The organism is Aeribacillus sp. SP014, from assembly GCF_054055575.1.
Genome location: NZ_JBSRXI010000001.1, coordinates 20,757 through 36,125 on the forward strand (window position 1 = coordinate 20,757; position 15,369 = coordinate 36,125).

The 15,369-nt window shown below is 39.2% G+C and carries 13 protein-coding genes and 2 other annotated features; of the genes, 2 read left to right on the forward strand and 11 right to left on the reverse strand.

The features are described from left to right. Positions 1-119: 119 nt before the first annotated feature. The 3 genes from ACVIJU_RS00160 to ACVIJU_RS00170 all read right to left on the reverse strand — a co-directional run bounded on the left by ACVIJU_RS00160 (position 120) and on the right by ACVIJU_RS00170 (position 4,334). Complete coding sequence (locus ACVIJU_RS00160; protein WP_063388241.1) at positions 120-1,499, reverse strand: DEAD/DEAH box helicase; 1,380 nt, start codon at positions 1,497-1,499, stop codon at positions 120-122. Positions 1,500-1,815: 316 nt separating this feature from the next. Further along, on the reverse strand, positions 1,816-3,180 hold the full coding sequence (locus ACVIJU_RS00165; protein WP_063388222.1) for a UDP-N-acetylmuramoyl-tripeptide--D-alanyl-D-alanine ligase: 1,365 nt from the start codon (positions 3,178-3,180) through the stop codon (positions 1,816-1,818). Between the two features lie 56 nt (positions 3,181-3,236). Further along, on the reverse strand, positions 3,237-4,334 hold the full coding sequence (locus ACVIJU_RS00170) for a D-alanine--D-alanine ligase (protein WP_063388221.1): 1,098 nt from the start codon (positions 4,332-4,334) through the stop codon (positions 3,237-3,239). A 160-nt stretch (positions 4,335-4,494) separates the two neighbouring features. On the opposite strand from ACVIJU_RS00170, the gene ACVIJU_RS00175 reads away from it, so the two are divergent. Next, complete coding sequence (locus tag ACVIJU_RS00175; RefSeq protein ID WP_063388220.1) at positions 4,495-4,815, forward strand: thioredoxin family protein; 321 nt, start codon at positions 4,495-4,497, stop codon at positions 4,813-4,815. 222 nt (positions 4,816-5,037) lie between these two features. Here the strand turns inward: ACVIJU_RS00175 and ACVIJU_RS00180 are convergent, their stop codons facing one another. Beyond that, positions 5,038-5,832: an HAD family hydrolase gene (locus ACVIJU_RS00180; RefSeq protein ID WP_117017405.1), complete on the reverse strand. Its 795-nt coding sequence runs from the start codon at positions 5,830-5,832 to the stop codon at positions 5,038-5,040. Positions 5,833-5,973: 141 nt separating this feature from the next. Next, complete coding sequence (locus ACVIJU_RS00185; RefSeq protein ID WP_117017400.1) at positions 5,974-7,044, reverse strand: branched-chain amino acid aminotransferase; 1,071 nt, start codon at positions 7,042-7,044, stop codon at positions 5,974-5,976. Positions 7,045-7,229: 185 nt separating this feature from the next. Next, positions 7,230-7,482, reverse strand: a binding site (T-box leader). 54 nt (positions 7,483-7,536) lie between these two features. Then, positions 7,537-7,786 (reverse strand) — a binding site (T-box leader). A 188-nt stretch (positions 7,787-7,974) separates the two neighbouring features. Between ACVIJU_RS00185 and ACVIJU_RS00190 the strand changes: the two genes are divergently transcribed. Next, on the forward strand, positions 7,975-8,454 hold the full coding sequence (locus tag ACVIJU_RS00190; RefSeq protein WP_117017399.1) for a ferritin family protein: 480 nt from the start codon (positions 7,975-7,977) through the stop codon (positions 8,452-8,454). Positions 8,455-8,460: 6 nt separating this feature from the next. Here the strand turns inward: ACVIJU_RS00190 and ACVIJU_RS00195 are convergent, their stop codons facing one another. The 6 genes from ACVIJU_RS00195 to ACVIJU_RS00220 form a co-directional block, all read right to left on the reverse strand. Beyond that, complete coding sequence (locus ACVIJU_RS00195; protein ID WP_117017398.1) at positions 8,461-9,876, reverse strand: FMN-binding glutamate synthase family protein; 1,416 nt, start codon at positions 9,874-9,876, stop codon at positions 8,461-8,463. Next, entirely contained in the window at positions 9,869-11,005 is a 1,137-nt protein-coding gene (locus ACVIJU_RS00200) for a GerAB/ArcD/ProY family transporter (protein ID WP_327862604.1), read from the reverse strand. The genes ACVIJU_RS00195 and ACVIJU_RS00200 overlap by 8 nt, the downstream gene beginning before the upstream one ends. A 26-nt stretch (positions 11,006-11,031) precedes the next feature. Then, positions 11,032-12,228: a Ger(x)C family spore germination protein gene (locus ACVIJU_RS00205; protein WP_327862603.1), complete on the reverse strand. Its 1,197-nt coding sequence runs from the start codon at positions 12,226-12,228 to the stop codon at positions 11,032-11,034. 123 nt (positions 12,229-12,351) lie between these two features. Further along, on the reverse strand, positions 12,352-13,215 hold the full coding sequence (locus ACVIJU_RS00210; protein ID WP_117017395.1) for a VOC family protein: 864 nt from the start codon (positions 13,213-13,215) through the stop codon (positions 12,352-12,354). A 29-nt stretch (positions 13,216-13,244) separates the two neighbouring features. Further along, positions 13,245-14,654, reverse strand: coding sequence for a sensor histidine kinase (locus ACVIJU_RS00215; RefSeq protein WP_063388213.1), 1,410 nt, complete (start codon positions 14,652-14,654; stop codon positions 13,245-13,247). Then, the gene (locus tag ACVIJU_RS00220) at positions 14,644-15,342 is read right to left on the reverse strand and encodes a response regulator transcription factor (RefSeq protein WP_063388212.1); all 699 of its coding nucleotides are present in this window, start codon (positions 15,340-15,342) and stop codon (positions 14,644-14,646) included. Before ACVIJU_RS00220 ends, ACVIJU_RS00215 begins: the two co-directional genes overlap by 11 nt. Positions 15,343-15,369: the final 27 nt, after the last annotated feature.

The window sequence follows — 15,369 nt, forward strand, 5'->3', positions numbered from 1 at the left end:
CTCCTTCTGTAAAAAATTACGTTTCATTTAGGCAAAAAGTTTCAAATATATAAAAAGGAGGCAGCTCCAAGTTTTGGAATGCCTCTTTTTCCATGTCTGATTATTCTTTTTCATTCCAATTATTTTGGGCTAGCCGATCCTTTTGTCGATCTTGCTGAATGAAAGGAGCGTTTCCGTCCAACCCGTTTGTTTTTTAAATCAAGCTTTCGTTTATTTCTGCTTTTTTCTTTCTTCATAGGGAGAGGAGGTTCCTCCGTCAATTTTACAGGTGTCGTATCCGGCTCCTTCGTTAACATTTTAATAGCTGCTGCAAGCAATGGGACGGAATCATATTTTTCCAATAGCTCCGCAGCAAAATTTTTATACTGATCTAAATTTTCAGTTTCCACTACAGAGCAAATTTTTTCGACCGTCATTTTTTGTTTTCCTACTAGTGCTTCATCTAAAGTAGGAGGACGCATTCGATCCATTTTTCTTTTTGTTGTATGCTCAATGGTTTCCAAAATACCGCGTTCCCTTGCGGTTATAAACGTCATCGCTTTTCCTGACTTCCCAGCCCGTCCTGTTCTTCCAATTCTATGCACATAGCTTTCAGGGTCTTGAGGTACATCAAAATTATATATATGGGTGATACCAGATATATCAAGCCCTCTGGCTGCTACGTCTGTTGCAACAAGTACATCAATGGCTCCATTTTTAAATTTGTTCAAAACAGATAAGCGTTTCGCTTGGCTTAAATCGCCATGAATTCCTTCTGCTGAATAGCCGCGGACATTTAATGCTTCAGAAAGTTCGTCCACTCGGCGCTTTGTCCTGCCAAACACAATCGCAAGCTCCGGTGATTGCAGATCAAGAAGTCTTGTCAAAACGTCAAATTTTTGTTTTTCAGGCACTTCTAAATAATATTGCTGCACATTTGGAACCGTTACTTCTTTCGCTTTTACACGGACATGAGTCGGATTTTTCATAAAACGTTCTGCAATTGATTTAATTGGACCAGGCATTGTCGCAGAAAATAGAAGGGTTTGACGCTCCCTAGGAATATTTGAAAGAATGTGCTCAATATCATCAATAAACCCCATGTTGAGCATTTCATCCGCTTCATCTAAAACGACAGTGTGCACAGAATCAAGCCGCAGCGTATTGCGCCGTATGTGATCCAATAACCTTCCAGGTGTTCCAACAATGATGTGGGGCGGCTTCTTCAAAGCCCGAATCTGCCTGGAAATGTCCTGGCCTCCGTAAATCGGCAATACTCTTGTCCGTTTATCATAACCGATTTTATATAACTCTTCTGATACTTGTATAGCAAGTTCCCGTGTTGGAGCTATCACGATCGCTTGAACAGCTGAATCATGAACATTAATTTTTTCTACTAAAGGGATGCCAAAAGCTGCTGTTTTTCCTGTCCCTGTTTGCGCTTGTCCAATGATGTCTTTATTGTTCAAGCCTAAAGGGATCGCCTGCATTTGAATGGGAGTCGCTTCTTCGAAGCCCATTCTTTTTATTGATTTTAACAGCTCCGGACTCAACCCGAACTGGTGAAACAAATTTGTCAATTTTTCCAAACTCCTTTAAGACTTTTATTAAGCGCTGCTGGATAAAAAGGCTCTTGTGCGTATTTTCTAGAAACTGTAAGCTTATCATAGTCGTGAGAATCAGTGTAAACTCCGATTTTTGCTGGAAAGTACGCATAGGGATTTTTATCCATTCACCGCAGGTGTTATCATACCATTTCCATCAATCTATTTCAACTTACCGCACTATAGCTAAAAAAGCATAAAAACAAAAGCACAAGCAAAATGATGTTTTATTTTATTCTTTCATTAATGCATGAACAACATCTTCCAGCTTCATTCCTCTGGACGCTTTCACTAACACAAGATCTTTTGAACCTGCAGCTTTCTTTAATTCATGAATTAGTTCATCTTTGTCAAAAAACACATGAATTTTTCTTTCATCTATAACTTTCTTTGCACCAACGGCAATTTCTTTTCCGAGTTTTCCAAATGTAAAGAGGTGATCAATTTCTTTTTCAGACAGCATCATTCCTACTTCTTGATGAAGTTCAACTTCTCTTTCGCCAAGCTCCAGCATATCCCCTAAGACAAGAATTTTTTGCGAATATCCTTTTAGACCATGGACTAGATCAATGGCTGCTTTCATCGCTGTAGGATTCGCGTTATATGCATCATTTATGATGGACAGACCGTTCTTCGTTTGAATCAATTCAAGTCTCATGTTTGTTATTTTCAAATCGCGAAGCCCTTTTTCAATACGATTCAGTCCGATCTTTAGGAGTTCTCCAACAGCGATAGCTGCCAAGGCGTTTAAAACATTGTGACGGCCTAAAACAGGGATAAAAAAAGGCTGTTCAGCTATATTGGCGCGAAACCGTGTTCCTTCACCCAACAGCTCCATTGATGTCGGAAAAAGATTATTGTTTTTATTTTCTCCAAACGTTACGGTTTGACATGAATAATCTTTTTTTAACAAAGGCTCATCACCATGATAAATGAGCGTTCCATTCTCTTTTAAACCCTTTATAATTTCAAGCTTTGCTTCCGCAATCCCTTCACGAGAGCCTAAATCTTGTAAATGAGCATCGCCGATATTGGTAATGACGGCTATATCAGGACGTGCAATTGATGATAATAATTCAATTTCTCCCTTAGCGTTCATGCCCATTTCTAATACAGCCACCTCTGTATCTTCAGGCATATCTAATATTGTTAAAGGCAGACCGATATGGTTATTGAAATTCCCTTTCGTTTTATGCACGCGATACCGAGTGCCCACAACCGATGCGATCATATCTTTTGTCGTTGTTTTGCCATTAGAGCCTGTAATCCCTACTACTTTTGGGTTTACTGCCAACAAATAGTGAGAAGCAATCTGCTGCAATGCTGCCAAGGTGTCGTCGACAATGATCAATGGTTTGTCTTGCGGCGGATTCGGGACTGATCTAGACCATAAGGAGGCATGAGCACCATTTTCGAACGCTTTCTCGACAAAGTCATGTCCATTAAACTTTTCGCCAATAATGGGTACAAATAAGTTTCCTTTACGGACATTCCGCGAATCAGTCGTTACTCCTTCGATGGTAATCTTCTCAAATTCCTCTTTTAATTCTGCGTTGTTTGCCATCTGCTTAATTGCTGATAATTGCCGTTTTATCATGCTATTTTGTTCTCCTTTCAAAAGGCGGCTTTACACAGCCGCCCTAAGAACGATCTTTAAATAGTATACTTGATTCTCTGTTTTAGTTCATATCGCTCGATTCCAAGCTGAACCAATTTTTCAATCAACGCCGGATAATCGATGCCGCTGTGCTTCCATAAAAGAGGGAACATGCTAAACGGCGTAAATCCAGGCATTGTGTTCACTTCATTGATCAACGGTGTTCCGTCTTTTCTCAAGAAAAAGTCTGCCCGAACAAGTCCAGAACCATCGATAGCTTTAAATGCTTTCAGCGCCATTTTCTTGATTTGTTCATATTGCTCTTCCGTTATGTCAGCTGGAATAATGAGCTCCGTATCTCCGTCTTCATATTTCGCTTTATAATCGTAAAACTCTTTTTTCGGAGCAATTTCCCCAACAACAGAACAGATCGGTTCGTCATTTCCAATTACTCCGATTTCAACTTCCCTTCCATCAATACTTTCTTCAATAATCAGCTTCCGATCATACAGAAACGCTTCTTCAATAGATTGAATGAGCGATTGCCGATCTTTTGACTTGCTGATACCTACGCTTGAGCCGAGGTTGGCTGGCTTTACAAAGCAAGGATACCCGAGCTGCTCCTCGACTTTTTGAAAAACCTTCTCTTTATCTTTTTCCCAGTCTTTGTTCGTAAACCAAACGTACTTTGCCTGAGCAAGTCCTGCTTGGGCAAATAAATTTTTCATAATGATTTTATCCATTCCTGCTGCTGAAGCCAAAACTCCATTCCCAACATAAGGTATATTCAGCAATTCCAGCATTCCTTGTATCGTTCCATCTTCACCATTCGGTCCATGCAATAGCGGAAATACGACATGGACTGGATCAGCGCTTCCTGGAGCATTAAATAGCTCTTGACTGAAAGGTACCGGCAAATGTTCACCTTTTTCTCCAGCTTCGGAATTTCCCGCTAGAAACTTCAAGTCTTCTACTCTTTCAACTGGACCGTTCAATTGCTTTCCTTTTACCCATTGCCCTTGCTCCGTAATATAAATTGGATATATGTCAAATTTATTTTTATCGAGAGCGTTTATTACTGCCCGAGCTGTTTGTAATGATACTTGATGCTCGGCAGATTTGCCCCCATATACAAGCGCCAGTTTGATTGCCATTTATTTTTTCCTCCCGTTTTGAAAAAAATCATCTGTTTTATTTTATCATTATATAGGTTGTTTTTGTTATCATTGCCGAACAATTTATTTGCGGGAGAAAAAAATTCACTTCTTCTTTACCATGAATTAAAATAAATACGAAGGAAGGAGGGGTTATCCAATGAAGCCAATAGAGACAGCAGAACAGTTTGAACAAGTGATTCAGAGCAATCAAGAAACCATCATCAAGTTTTTTGCCGATTGGTGCCCTGATTGCAAAAGAATGGACATGTTTATCGGCGACATTTTAGAAGAATACGGTCAATATGAATGGTATGAGATCAATAAAGATCAATTCCCCGACCTAGCTGAAAAATATCAAGTAATGGGAATTCCAAGCATTTTAATTTTTAAAAACAACGAAAAAATCGCTCATCTGCACAGCGCATACGCAAAAACACCTGAGGAAGTGAAAGAATTTTTAGGCTCGCATCTTAAATAAAGAAAAAGCCGCTGGGGGTGTCTAATAAGTCGTTTTTACGGCTTATAGACGCCCCCATTAATGTTTTAGAAACGTTGATATATCGGTGTTTATGATTTTTTGTTTTCAATGGCGATTTGATTTTCTGGACAGCCCTTTCATAAAAAGCACGAATCTAAAAAAACTGGACTTCGGATGTTTTTTCATCCAGTCCAGCCTCATTCTTTTCCTATCAAAATATTTCTATTCCTTTTTTAAATCCTCTAAAACCGTCAATAAATCTCTTAATTGGCTGATTTCATAGTCTGGAGTGACTTCTCCGCTAAGCTCCAACTGCTTTCGATTAATCCAAACAGACCGGATATTTGTCCGTGATGCCCCAAGTATGTCAGTGCTCAGTTTGTCTCCAACCATTACCACTTCATTGCTTTGAACACCCATTAAGTTTAGTGCGTGTTCAAAAATTGACGGATCAGGCTTACCTTTGCCGAACTCACCTGAAATGACAATATGCTCAAAATACGATGAGAGAGCAGAAACACTAGCAATCTTTTCTTTTTGCAGGCTTGGATCCCCGTTTGTTAAAAGAAGCAAACGATAGTTTTGTTTCAGCCGTTCTAATACTTCAAATGTATCTTCATATACGAGCGGTCTTTTGCGCCGTTCTGCATGAAAAAGCTCAGCCAGCTTTTCCCCGAATTCAGCATCATCTATACCGACCGCCTTCAAACCGTTCGTCCAAGCAGCTTTTCTGTAAACAGGCGCCAATTGATTAAGCTTCCCAAACTGTTCGTGCACGATTTCGCTAAAATTCGCCCAAAGGCCTTCAAACGGATTGATGCCAATCATTTTTGTAAATGGATATGTTTCATAAGATTCATACAATTTTCTCGCTTCTTGACGAACCGCTTCCTCAAGCTGTTTTGAATCAACCCCGTATTGTTCTTCGGCTGTGGTGCAAACATATTGGAATGTGTCGCTGACGCTTTTTTCATCCCAAAGAAGTGTATCATCTAAGTCAAAAAAAACAGCTTTAATCAATCATCTATCTCCTCTCCATATTCTGTTCCATTCTTACCTAAAAACAATTTTTTGACACTGCCAATATTTCTGATTCGAAAGCAAATAAAGATGGATGGCACCTTAATAAATTTTATTTGAAATCAATATAAAATTGAATTATACCTCTTTCGTCCAGCCGAACTTGTCTTCCGCTTTTCCGTATTGAATGTTCGTGATCGTTTCATAAAGCTTTTTAGAAAACTCGCCTGTTTCAGAATTATTCAATAGCATTTTATGCTCATTCCATTTCAGCTCCCCGACCGGCGAAATTACCGCTGCTGTTCCTGTTCCGAAAACTTCTTCCAATTCCCCGTTTTTGTAGGCATTGAAGATATCTTCTATTGCAATGCGTTCTTCATGCACCGGTACTCCCCAATCTTTCACTAGCTGGATAACGGAGTCTCTTGTTATACCGCTCAAAATGCTTCCGTTTAATTTTGGCGTGTACACTTCACCGTTGATTTTGAAGAAAATGTTCATGCTTCCAACTTCTTCTACATATTTATTTTCTTTTCCATCGAGCCAGAGCACCTGATCGTATCCTAATTCCTCCGCTTTTTTTTGGGCGTATAAGCTAGCGGCATAGTTTCCGGAAGTTTTAACATGACCAACTCCTCCCGGTACAGCGCGAACATATTCATCTTCAACATAAATTTTTACAGGAACGAGCTGACGGCCTGAATAGTAAGCTCCAACTGGCGACAGGATAATCATAAACTTGTATTCGCTTGCTGGTCTAACTCCTAAATATGGTTCCGTTGCAATGATGAACGGTCTGATATATAAAGAAGTGCCTTCTTTATTTGGAATCCAATCTCTTTCCACTTCAACAAGCCGCACAATGGCTTCCAATACTAGATCAGGGTCAATGGGCGGAATACACATTCGTTCGCAAGAGCGGTTCAATCGCTCTATATTTTTATCCGGTCTGAATAACAATGTGCGGCCGTCATTCGTTTTATAAGCTTTCAGCCCTTCAAAAATTGCTTGCCCGTAATGAAATACCATTGCTGACGGCGAGAGCACCAACGGTTCAAACGGCACTATACGAGGGGAATGCCACCCTTGCACCTTATTATAATCCAATATAAACATATGGTCTGTAAAATGTTTTCCAAATCCTAACGATTCAAGATCAGGCTTTTCTTTTAACCGGTCCGATTTAATAAATTCAATAACTTGATTCATGTTCATCCATCCTTTCTCATTATTTTAATTTTATTGTGCGCTGCTGACTAGACCTATTTGGTTGCCAATTTTTATTGAATGCTTGATTGGCTAAATCGGGCTTTTCTTTTAGCGGGCAGCATGGCGAAATAGCCAATTAAAAAAACATGCCCCAGCAATCACCAACGCATAAAACATCGGTTGATTGCTGGGGCGAGATGCTTCGCGGTACCACCCAGCTTCTCTGTATTCCTCACAGAATACAGACTCAGCAAGTCACACATAGATGACTTTCTTCGTAACGGAAGATCCGTTGTTTTATACTTTGGCAAAAAGCCATTTCTAAAACAAGGCTCCAAGGCGATCTTCAAAGAGAGATAACGGCTGGCCTTTCAGCCTATGGGTCAGCTCTCTAATACGTCATCGCTCTCTTCTACTGCTCCTTTTCCTCACCTTTTTCATATGAAATTATCAAAATAAAAACTCGCCCCAATCCAAAAAGAAATATTGGATTGTTGAGGCGAGTTTTTCGCGGTACCACTCAACTTTTCTGTATTCCTCGCGAAATACAGACTCAGCAAGTCACGTACATGACTTTTCTTGATAACGGAAGAACCGTTGCTTTATACTTTAGCTTGCGCTATTTCTAAAACAAAGCTCCAAGGTGACCTTCAAAGAGTGGTGAACGACTGACCTTTCAGCCTGCGGGTCAGCTCTCTATGCGCCACCGGCCTCTTTTACTGCTCCTTTTCTTTGCTTTTCTTATCTGAAAATAATTTATTTAGTAAATAATTTTGAAAATGATTATATAACCTCTTTCGTTTTAAGTCAATAAGAATTTAGTTTTTAACAAAAATTTGTTTCCGACACGTCTCGATTTCACCTAATTCATCACTTTTTCTCTATATCTGAATACACTGACATAAGAAAAATGAAAGGCGGGATATTTGCATGTATGCTAATACACATTATGCAAACTACTATTATCCAGTTTACGACCACAGCTTCATTAGACAAAATAGATATAACAGCTCCATTGACAATATACTGAAGGCTATCTTAAACGGAATTTCTTCTGAAGCAAGTGCCATTGATTTTTACACAAGATTGGCAAAGGCGGCGGCAACTTCTGAACAGAGACAGGCAATTGAACATGCGCTAGAAGACGAAAAAATACATTTACGAACATTCACGCAGCTTTATCAAACATTAACAGGAAAAAAACCGGTTTATCAAACAAAAATAACTCGATTCCGAAATTTCCAAGAAGGTCTGCGGATCGCTTATGAACAAGAATTGGAAGCATATGAGACATACCGCGATAATTATTTATCTACACAAGATCCAATGATTCGAGATGCTTTCTTTAGAGCCATGACTGATGAAATTGAACATGCGTTAAGATTTAGCCACGTACTAAACAAGAAATAGTCGAAATCAATTTTTGCTTCCAGTCATATGAGCGGTCTCATTTGGGTCAAATGCTAAAGGGACTTTTGTGATTTTACTTGTTGTTTCATCAAGTGCGACAAGATCACTTTGGTTCACATCATGAACATTTGTTTTCCCTAAACCTTTGACAGCGACCTGTATTTCTTCCGAAAATGACGTTAAAAAATTAGATAAATAATATGCTGCCTCCTCTTTATTAAATTGATCCGCCATTCTTCCGCTATAAAAGGCCAATACCGTCGGTGGCTCAAATGGTATTGTTTTTACGACCTGTGTATGCGTCATTGCCCATAAAGCAGCAGTTCCTATATAAACAGCATCTGCTCCAAGCGCCAAAGCCTTCAATGCATCCCCGGGAGTATTGATTCCGCCGCCAATCAATAAGCTCACTTTTCCTTTCATTTCTCTCTTTGTTATATAGTGGACAGCCCTAGTCAATGCATAAATCGTCGGCAATCCGAAATCATCTTGTATGATCGGCGCCGATCCTTTTGTACCTGCCTGACCGCCATCAATCGAAATAAAATCCACACCTGCCAAAAGTCCGTATTCAATATCTTCTTCAAGCCTGTTGCTTGCACAAATTTTGATTCCGATCGGGACTCCTCCAGTGAGTTGTTTTAATTCTTTTACAACCTTTCTTAAATCGTTCGGACTGTTCCATTCATTGAATCTTCTTGGAATAACTGCGGTCTCATCCGGTTTTAAACCTAATATATCACGGGCTTTTCCTTGCAAAAATTCAGGTGAAATTCTTGCCGGGACAGCAGCTGAAGCTCCTTGCCCAATATGGATTTCCACAGCATCTGCCTGTTTTAATACATCTGCATTTTTCCCCCAATTCGCAGTGTGGTATTGAACGATCAAATGCTTTGCCCGTTCACGTTCCTCTTGTAAAAATCCCCCTTCACCGATGTTACAGGCTGTTCCGACAACGGCTGTTCCCCAGGCTTGGGCAATTCGAACTTGTTCGCTTACGCCAAGACCATATGCCATCCCGCCAAGCAAAACAGGTATATCAATTGTGAGAGGTTTTTTGGCCAAGGGACCAATAACCGTTTTCATTTCCACTTTTGCGTCCTCTTTTGCTGGAAAAACAGCGAGCTGAGCGGGTGAAAAAACAAGTCCGTCAAAGTTTAGAAATTTTCGCGGGCTACCAAACGGGCGGTCAATAATTTTCCCTTCTGCAGCCCTCAAGCTGTTCTCAACGACAATCCTTGGGCTTATCCGCGTAAAGGCACTGACCATTTCCCAGACATTTTCCGCATAAGGATCACCCATGAGAATTTTTGTAAATGATGAAACAGCCTTTTTAATAAGAGGGCGAATAGTTAATAACACGATCACATATGTCAGAAGGGGACTTAATAATAATGCACCTATTACCAAAAATTCATTCATCCTTCATCGATCCTTTTGAATAAGGTTGTAGATGCTTTCTTTTTTGCCATTTGCCGCGAATGGCTATGATCACCAGCAATATACAAGGAATAATAATTAAAATCGGCAGCTCAATGAACAATGGAAGCTTTTCCTTAAAAAGCTCTTTTTTCTCGATCTCATTTTCCACACTTACAATTGCAATGACAAAAATCATGATCGCTGCAGGCAGTATAAAAGGCTGGTGCTTTTGTTTTTTAAACAGCTCCGCCATTCCTACAACTCCTGCATAAAAAAAAATATTTAATTTTACGAAAAGGCCGATAAATAAAGTTAAAATGACAATCGGATCCATTCTCTGAAAAAAGTCGCCGACATTGATTTTTTGGGCTGTATTAAGCAAAGGGAGATCGGCTAATTCCGTTCCGTACACCCCAAGCACTGCAATAGTTAATGCAAAAGTCCATGAGACGGCCAAACCGCTGAATAAAACCGATAACGTTCCAATTCGCACACCGTTCTGAGGTTTGTTTAAGTATGGAAGTATCATGAAAAAGACAACCATTTCGCTATAAGAAATGATAGACGGAAACACCGCTTTGATTAAAGGAAATAAGCCATCTTCTAAAATTGGCAAAAGATGTATTGGATCAACAATTCCGGAGGCAAACACTAAAAAATTTCCCATTATCCCTAGAGTGATCATGATAAAGAAAAGCAGCTGGGCAACTCTTGCGAACACTTCAATTCCTAAAAAGCATGAATAAGAAATAAGTAAAACTCCCATCAATAAAACCACTTCAATAGGCGTTTCAGGCAAAAGATATTTAATCATGTTATCCCCAGTATCCCGCAATATAAAGCCGGCGATTAAGATAAAATAAAAATTATATATGATTGAAAGCACTGTACCAACAATTTTCCCTGTGTTTTCCAAAAATATTCCTGTCAAGGTGAGGTTTGGAAAACGATTATAAATTGGACCGTAAATCAATAAAATAAGGAGAATGTTAATTCCGGAAACAACTAACACGGCGATCCAATTATTTTGCTTTACTTCCAATCCTAGCCCTGTGACAATCAGACTTCCAAATTGAAACAAAAACATAAATGAAAACATCTGTAACCCATCGATTTTTGCTTTTTCCATATAAAATTCCTTCCATTTCCCTGCTCTCAATCCTCCAGCTTGTGAAGCGGAGGATTGTTGATCGTGCCTGTTCTTCGAATTTTGACATCAACAGTAGTTTTTATTGGAAGTTCAGTGAACGTTTCCTTCCAATGTTTTTTTATTTTTTTCCAATTTTTATAATCGTCCCGATACAATGATTTTCCAAAACCGAAAGCATCGACTCGGTAATTTTGCTGAACATTCGAAAGAACTTTTTCAACTTCTTGTTTTATTTTTTCTTCCGTCTTTTTTTCTATCTTCCTTATCGTTTTTGTATTTGTTATTGTGAGATGCTTGCATTGTACATCCGCTACATTTCCTTGAGCCTCGATATGAACTTCACCAACGGGATTGCCTTTATGCATTTTTGTTTTTAGCTGACTTTTTGCAGAAAAAATGTCAATACTTATCTTTCCGTCATTCTTGCATGAAATTTCTTCGATCGTTCGATGTACTTTGCCGATAATATAATGAAGTGCTCTGCTCTGTTGTTCATCCAGCCAGCCTATTAATCGGTCTTGGTGAAACAAAGCGATTCCTTTAAATTTTAATTTTGCTTCAGGGTCAATTTGTTCATAATTGGCTTTCGTTTCACCGACTTGCTGATTGCCTTCTACTGATATTCCTGTCAGTTTCACTTCGATCCCTTCGCTGCTTAAATCCGATAACAATTGATCAAGAGTTACAGATATTGTCGGCGCCCATTGCTTATCTGATAATTCAAGAGAATTAAAAAGCTGGTTCGCCGGGATATCTTCTAACGCTGTTAAAACTTTTAAAATATCCCCTGCCTTGGCATCCTTTGCAACAGTTATATAAAAATCTGTTCTCATTTCATGATCGCGTGACAAAAGATCAAGCACCTCCCCAATTCCCTCTTTTGCTAATTCCTCACCGATTACTAAAATCCGCAAATGAGAAGAGTAAATTCTCCTTGGAACAGCAGTGGTCATTCGCCGTATAGCTTCAATGATGGTGTGACCTTTCTCTTGATAAGTCATAACAGGAGTTTTATCCCCTTTACTCATCAGCATGGCAATTTGACCAGGGTTTACTATTTGCGAGGTCACCACATACTGGTCTCCTTCTTTATCGATCCCTAAACCCACTTGAATGGCAATCGTGTTTAATTCTCTTCGGTTCCAGCAGCCGGATAACAACAACAAAACAACAGCAAATAAAAGCATCTTTTTGAATTTCATTTTTGCTTAACTCCAGCATTTTTATTTCTTGTTAATATTTGCATTTTTCGTTTTTTTATTCTTAATGCAAGAAAAATTTGCACAAAAAAAAGACGCCAATGCGTCCATGTTCATGATCGATTTTTAATGAGCTGTCGTTATTTCAATTTGATTTCCGGAAGGATCAATTGTGTATATTTTTCCATCTTTTTCAGTTATACGTGCATTTATTTCTTTTAATCTCTTGATCACCTGATCTTTTTCTTCCTTATTCGGCAAAATGATTGTGAACCATTTAAGCCCGACACTATTCTCAGGAGGCTTTGGAGCCCCTATACCGTTCCAAGTATTTAACGCAATATGGTGATGGTATTTGCCGCTAGAAATAAATAATGCATGAGATCCATATTTTGATGTCATTTGAAAACCGAGGCCTTTACAATAAAATTGTTCTGCTTCATCTAAATAGGCAACATGCAAATGAACATGACCAATAATGGTTGCTTCAGGCATCCCTTGCCAGCCCTCTGGATCTCTTTCAGAAAATAAATCGTTTATATCTAACGGAATCGTGTCCATCACAACTTGATTTTGATTCCATTCCCAATTCGCCGACTTTCGATCAGCATAAATTTCAATGCCGTTTCCATCCGGGTCTGCCAAATAGACCGCTTCACTGACCAAATGATCGGAAGCACCCTGCAGCGGATAGTTCATTTGAATGAGATGATAAAGGGCATCAGCTAAATCTTTCCTTTCCGGCAATAAAATGGCAAAATGATATAACCCTGTCGTCCGAACTTGTTTTCTTATGACATTATCCGGTTGTTCGACAATCAATAGCGGCTTCTTTCCATCAGCAGAAAAAACGACTTTATTTTCCTTTTGCTCTAATATTTTAAACCCCAATAAATTGTGGTAAAACGCAATAGATCTCTTAAGATCCTCCACTTTGATCGATACTCCCCCGATATATTTATTGGGCGAACGATGAAATGCAAGCTCCATGTATTATCCAATCCCTTCTACAAGATTCTTTAGCTTTTGACAGGCAGTTTAATCTCAAATTTCGTTCCTTTGCCTTTTTTACTTGTCACGTTGATTTCTCCTTGATGCAGGAGCACTAACTGCTTCACAATTGAGAGTCCTAACCCGAATTCCCCGTATTTATTGTTTGTTCTTGACAGATCTGCTTTGTAAAATCTCTGCCAAATGTTTTCAATTTCTTTTTCGTCCATTCCGATCCCGGTATCTTCGATTTCAATGATTGTTTCCTTATATCCAGGTTTCCCCCGCAAAAATATTTTTCCGTTTTGTGTAAACTGAATGCTATTTTTAACAATATTGATCAAAATTTGAATGAGGCGATCATAATCAGCATAAATGATTTCATTTTCATCCGCTTCAATGATCATAATGTTATTTTTCTCCTCAGCTTGTGAAAGAAGCTGTTCCTTCACAATTTCAAACACATCAATTAACTGTATAGGTTCTATATTTAGCTTTACTTGATTCGACCGAATTTTTTCATAGTCCAAATTTTCATTAACTAGCCGAATCAGCCTTTTTGCCTCTTGGCTTACTAATTGAATGCCTCTTTCTTTTTCTTCTTCAGGAATCATATCGCTTTTTAATCCTTCAATGACACCGCTGATCGTTGTAAGAGGAGTTTTCAACTCATGAGAAACATCTGCAATAAACTGTCTCCTTCTTTTTTCAAGCCTGCTTATTTCCTCCTGAGAAGCTTTAAGCTTTTTTACCATTTCATTAAAGTCGCTTGCCAGTTCACCAATTTCATCGATTTTGGAGGCATTCACCTGGACGTCATAGTTTCCAGATGACACCATTGACGTTGCTTCACGAATCCTCTGAATTCTCCGAACATGCAGCTTCGATAAAAGACCGCTTAGCAAAAATGAAACCGTCAACGAAATTAAAATTGTATAAAATAAAAACTGATTAATGTCGCTGATGGTCTCTCTTGAACCGCTTATCGGCGAAACTAGGAGAACTCCTCCCATCAGCTCCCCGTTCACGATGAATGGCAAAGAAACGAAGGATACCGCCTGATCAAACCGTTTTAAATCTTGCTTGACCACGACAATTTTGCCATCCTCCAAACTCTCCCATTCTTTTTCTGACATTGTGAACCGCGGGAAAAAGCCAGCTTCCGGATAAAAAATTTCGCCTTGTTGATTAAACACACTGAACATAATATTTCGTGTCCTCAGCACCTGCCGGTACTGATCCAAAATCCGGTTTCCACCCCAATTATCGCGGCTATAATCATGTAAAATGTTTTGGCCGTAGGCAATCAATTCTTCTACTTTATTTTGATAAACATAGTTTTCAACATATTTTGCAAAGGAAAAGCTCAAAATCAAGAATGCAATGACTAAAACTCCTATATGGCTAATAAGCAGCTGATACATATATTTAAGTTTCATCGTGCTTCACCGATTCGTCGAATTTATATCCCACCCCCCAAACCGTGTGAAGGAAGTTTTGCGCTTCAGGCCCGAGCTTCTTTCTCAGCCTTTTCATATGAACATCAACCGTTCTTTCATCCCCGTAAAATTGATACCCCCATATACTTTCCAGCAACTGCTCTCTCGTAAATACTTGGCGCGGATGTGTGAGAAAATGATAAAGGAGGTCAAACTCTTTTGGAGTTAGGTTATTAATCGATTGTCCTTTAAAATACGCTTCTCTTGCATCTTTGTCCACTTTAAAGTGTTTGGTTGTCACAATGTTTTTTTGACGAGGTTCTTGCTTGTTATATCTTCTAGCCACTGCCTTTATTCTCGCCATTAGTGCAATCGGGCTAAACGGTTTCGTGACATAATCATCGGCTCCCATTTCAAGTCCGATCACTTGATCGGATTCACTGTCTTTAGCGGTCAGCATGATGATCGGAACGGAGTGTTCTTCTTCTCTTAATTTTCTGCAAAGCGTGACTCCATCCATTCCGGGGAGCATCCAATCGATGATGAGCAAGTCCCAATTGCCACTCTTAGCGGATTGGTAGCCTTCAAGTCCATCATGGACAAATTCCCCTTCAATCCCTTCCTTTATAAAAAACATATTTAGCATCGAACAGACGCTTTCATTATCTTCGATCACTAAAATTTTCATTTCTCTTCCTCCCGCTAAAACAACTCT

Coding starts and splice junctions, on each gene's coding strand:
- ACVIJU_RS00175 (WP_063388220.1), top strand. CDS start 4,495: ATGAAGCCAATAGAGACAGCAGAACAGTTTGAACAAGTGATTCAGAGC.
- ACVIJU_RS00170 (WP_063388221.1), bottom strand. CDS start 4,334: ATGGCAATCAAACTGGCGCTTGTATATGGGGGCAAATCTGCCGAGCAT.
- ACVIJU_RS00220 (WP_063388212.1), bottom strand. CDS start 15,342: ATGAAAATTTTAGTGATCGAAGATAATGAAAGCGTCTGTTCGATGCTA.
- ACVIJU_RS00165 (WP_063388222.1), bottom strand. CDS start 3,180: ATGATAAAACGGCAATTATCAGCAATTAAGCAGATGGCAAACAACGCA.
- ACVIJU_RS00215 (WP_063388213.1), bottom strand. CDS start 14,654: ATGAAACTTAAATATATGTATCAGCTGCTTATTAGCCATATAGGAGTT.
- ACVIJU_RS00210 (WP_117017395.1), bottom strand. CDS start 13,215: ATGGAGCTTGCATTTCATCGTTCGCCCAATAAATATATCGGGGGAGTA.
- ACVIJU_RS00190 (WP_117017399.1), top strand. CDS start 7,975: ATGTATGCTAATACACATTATGCAAACTACTATTATCCAGTTTACGAC.
- ACVIJU_RS00160 (WP_063388241.1), bottom strand. CDS start 1,499: ATGGGCTTCGAAGAAGCGACTCCCATTCAAATGCAGGCGATCCCTTTA.
- ACVIJU_RS00200 (WP_327862604.1), bottom strand. CDS start 11,005: ATGGAAAAAGCAAAAATCGATGGGTTACAGATGTTTTCATTTATGTTT.
- ACVIJU_RS00185 (WP_117017400.1), bottom strand. CDS start 7,044: ATGAATCAAGTTATTGAATTTATTAAATCGGACCGGTTAAAAGAAAAG.
- ACVIJU_RS00205 (WP_327862603.1), bottom strand. CDS start 12,228: ATGAAATTCAAAAAGATGCTTTTATTTGCTGTTGTTTTGTTGTTGTTA.
- ACVIJU_RS00195 (WP_117017398.1), bottom strand. CDS start 9,876: ATGAATGAATTTTTGGTAATAGGTGCATTATTATTAAGTCCCCTTCTG.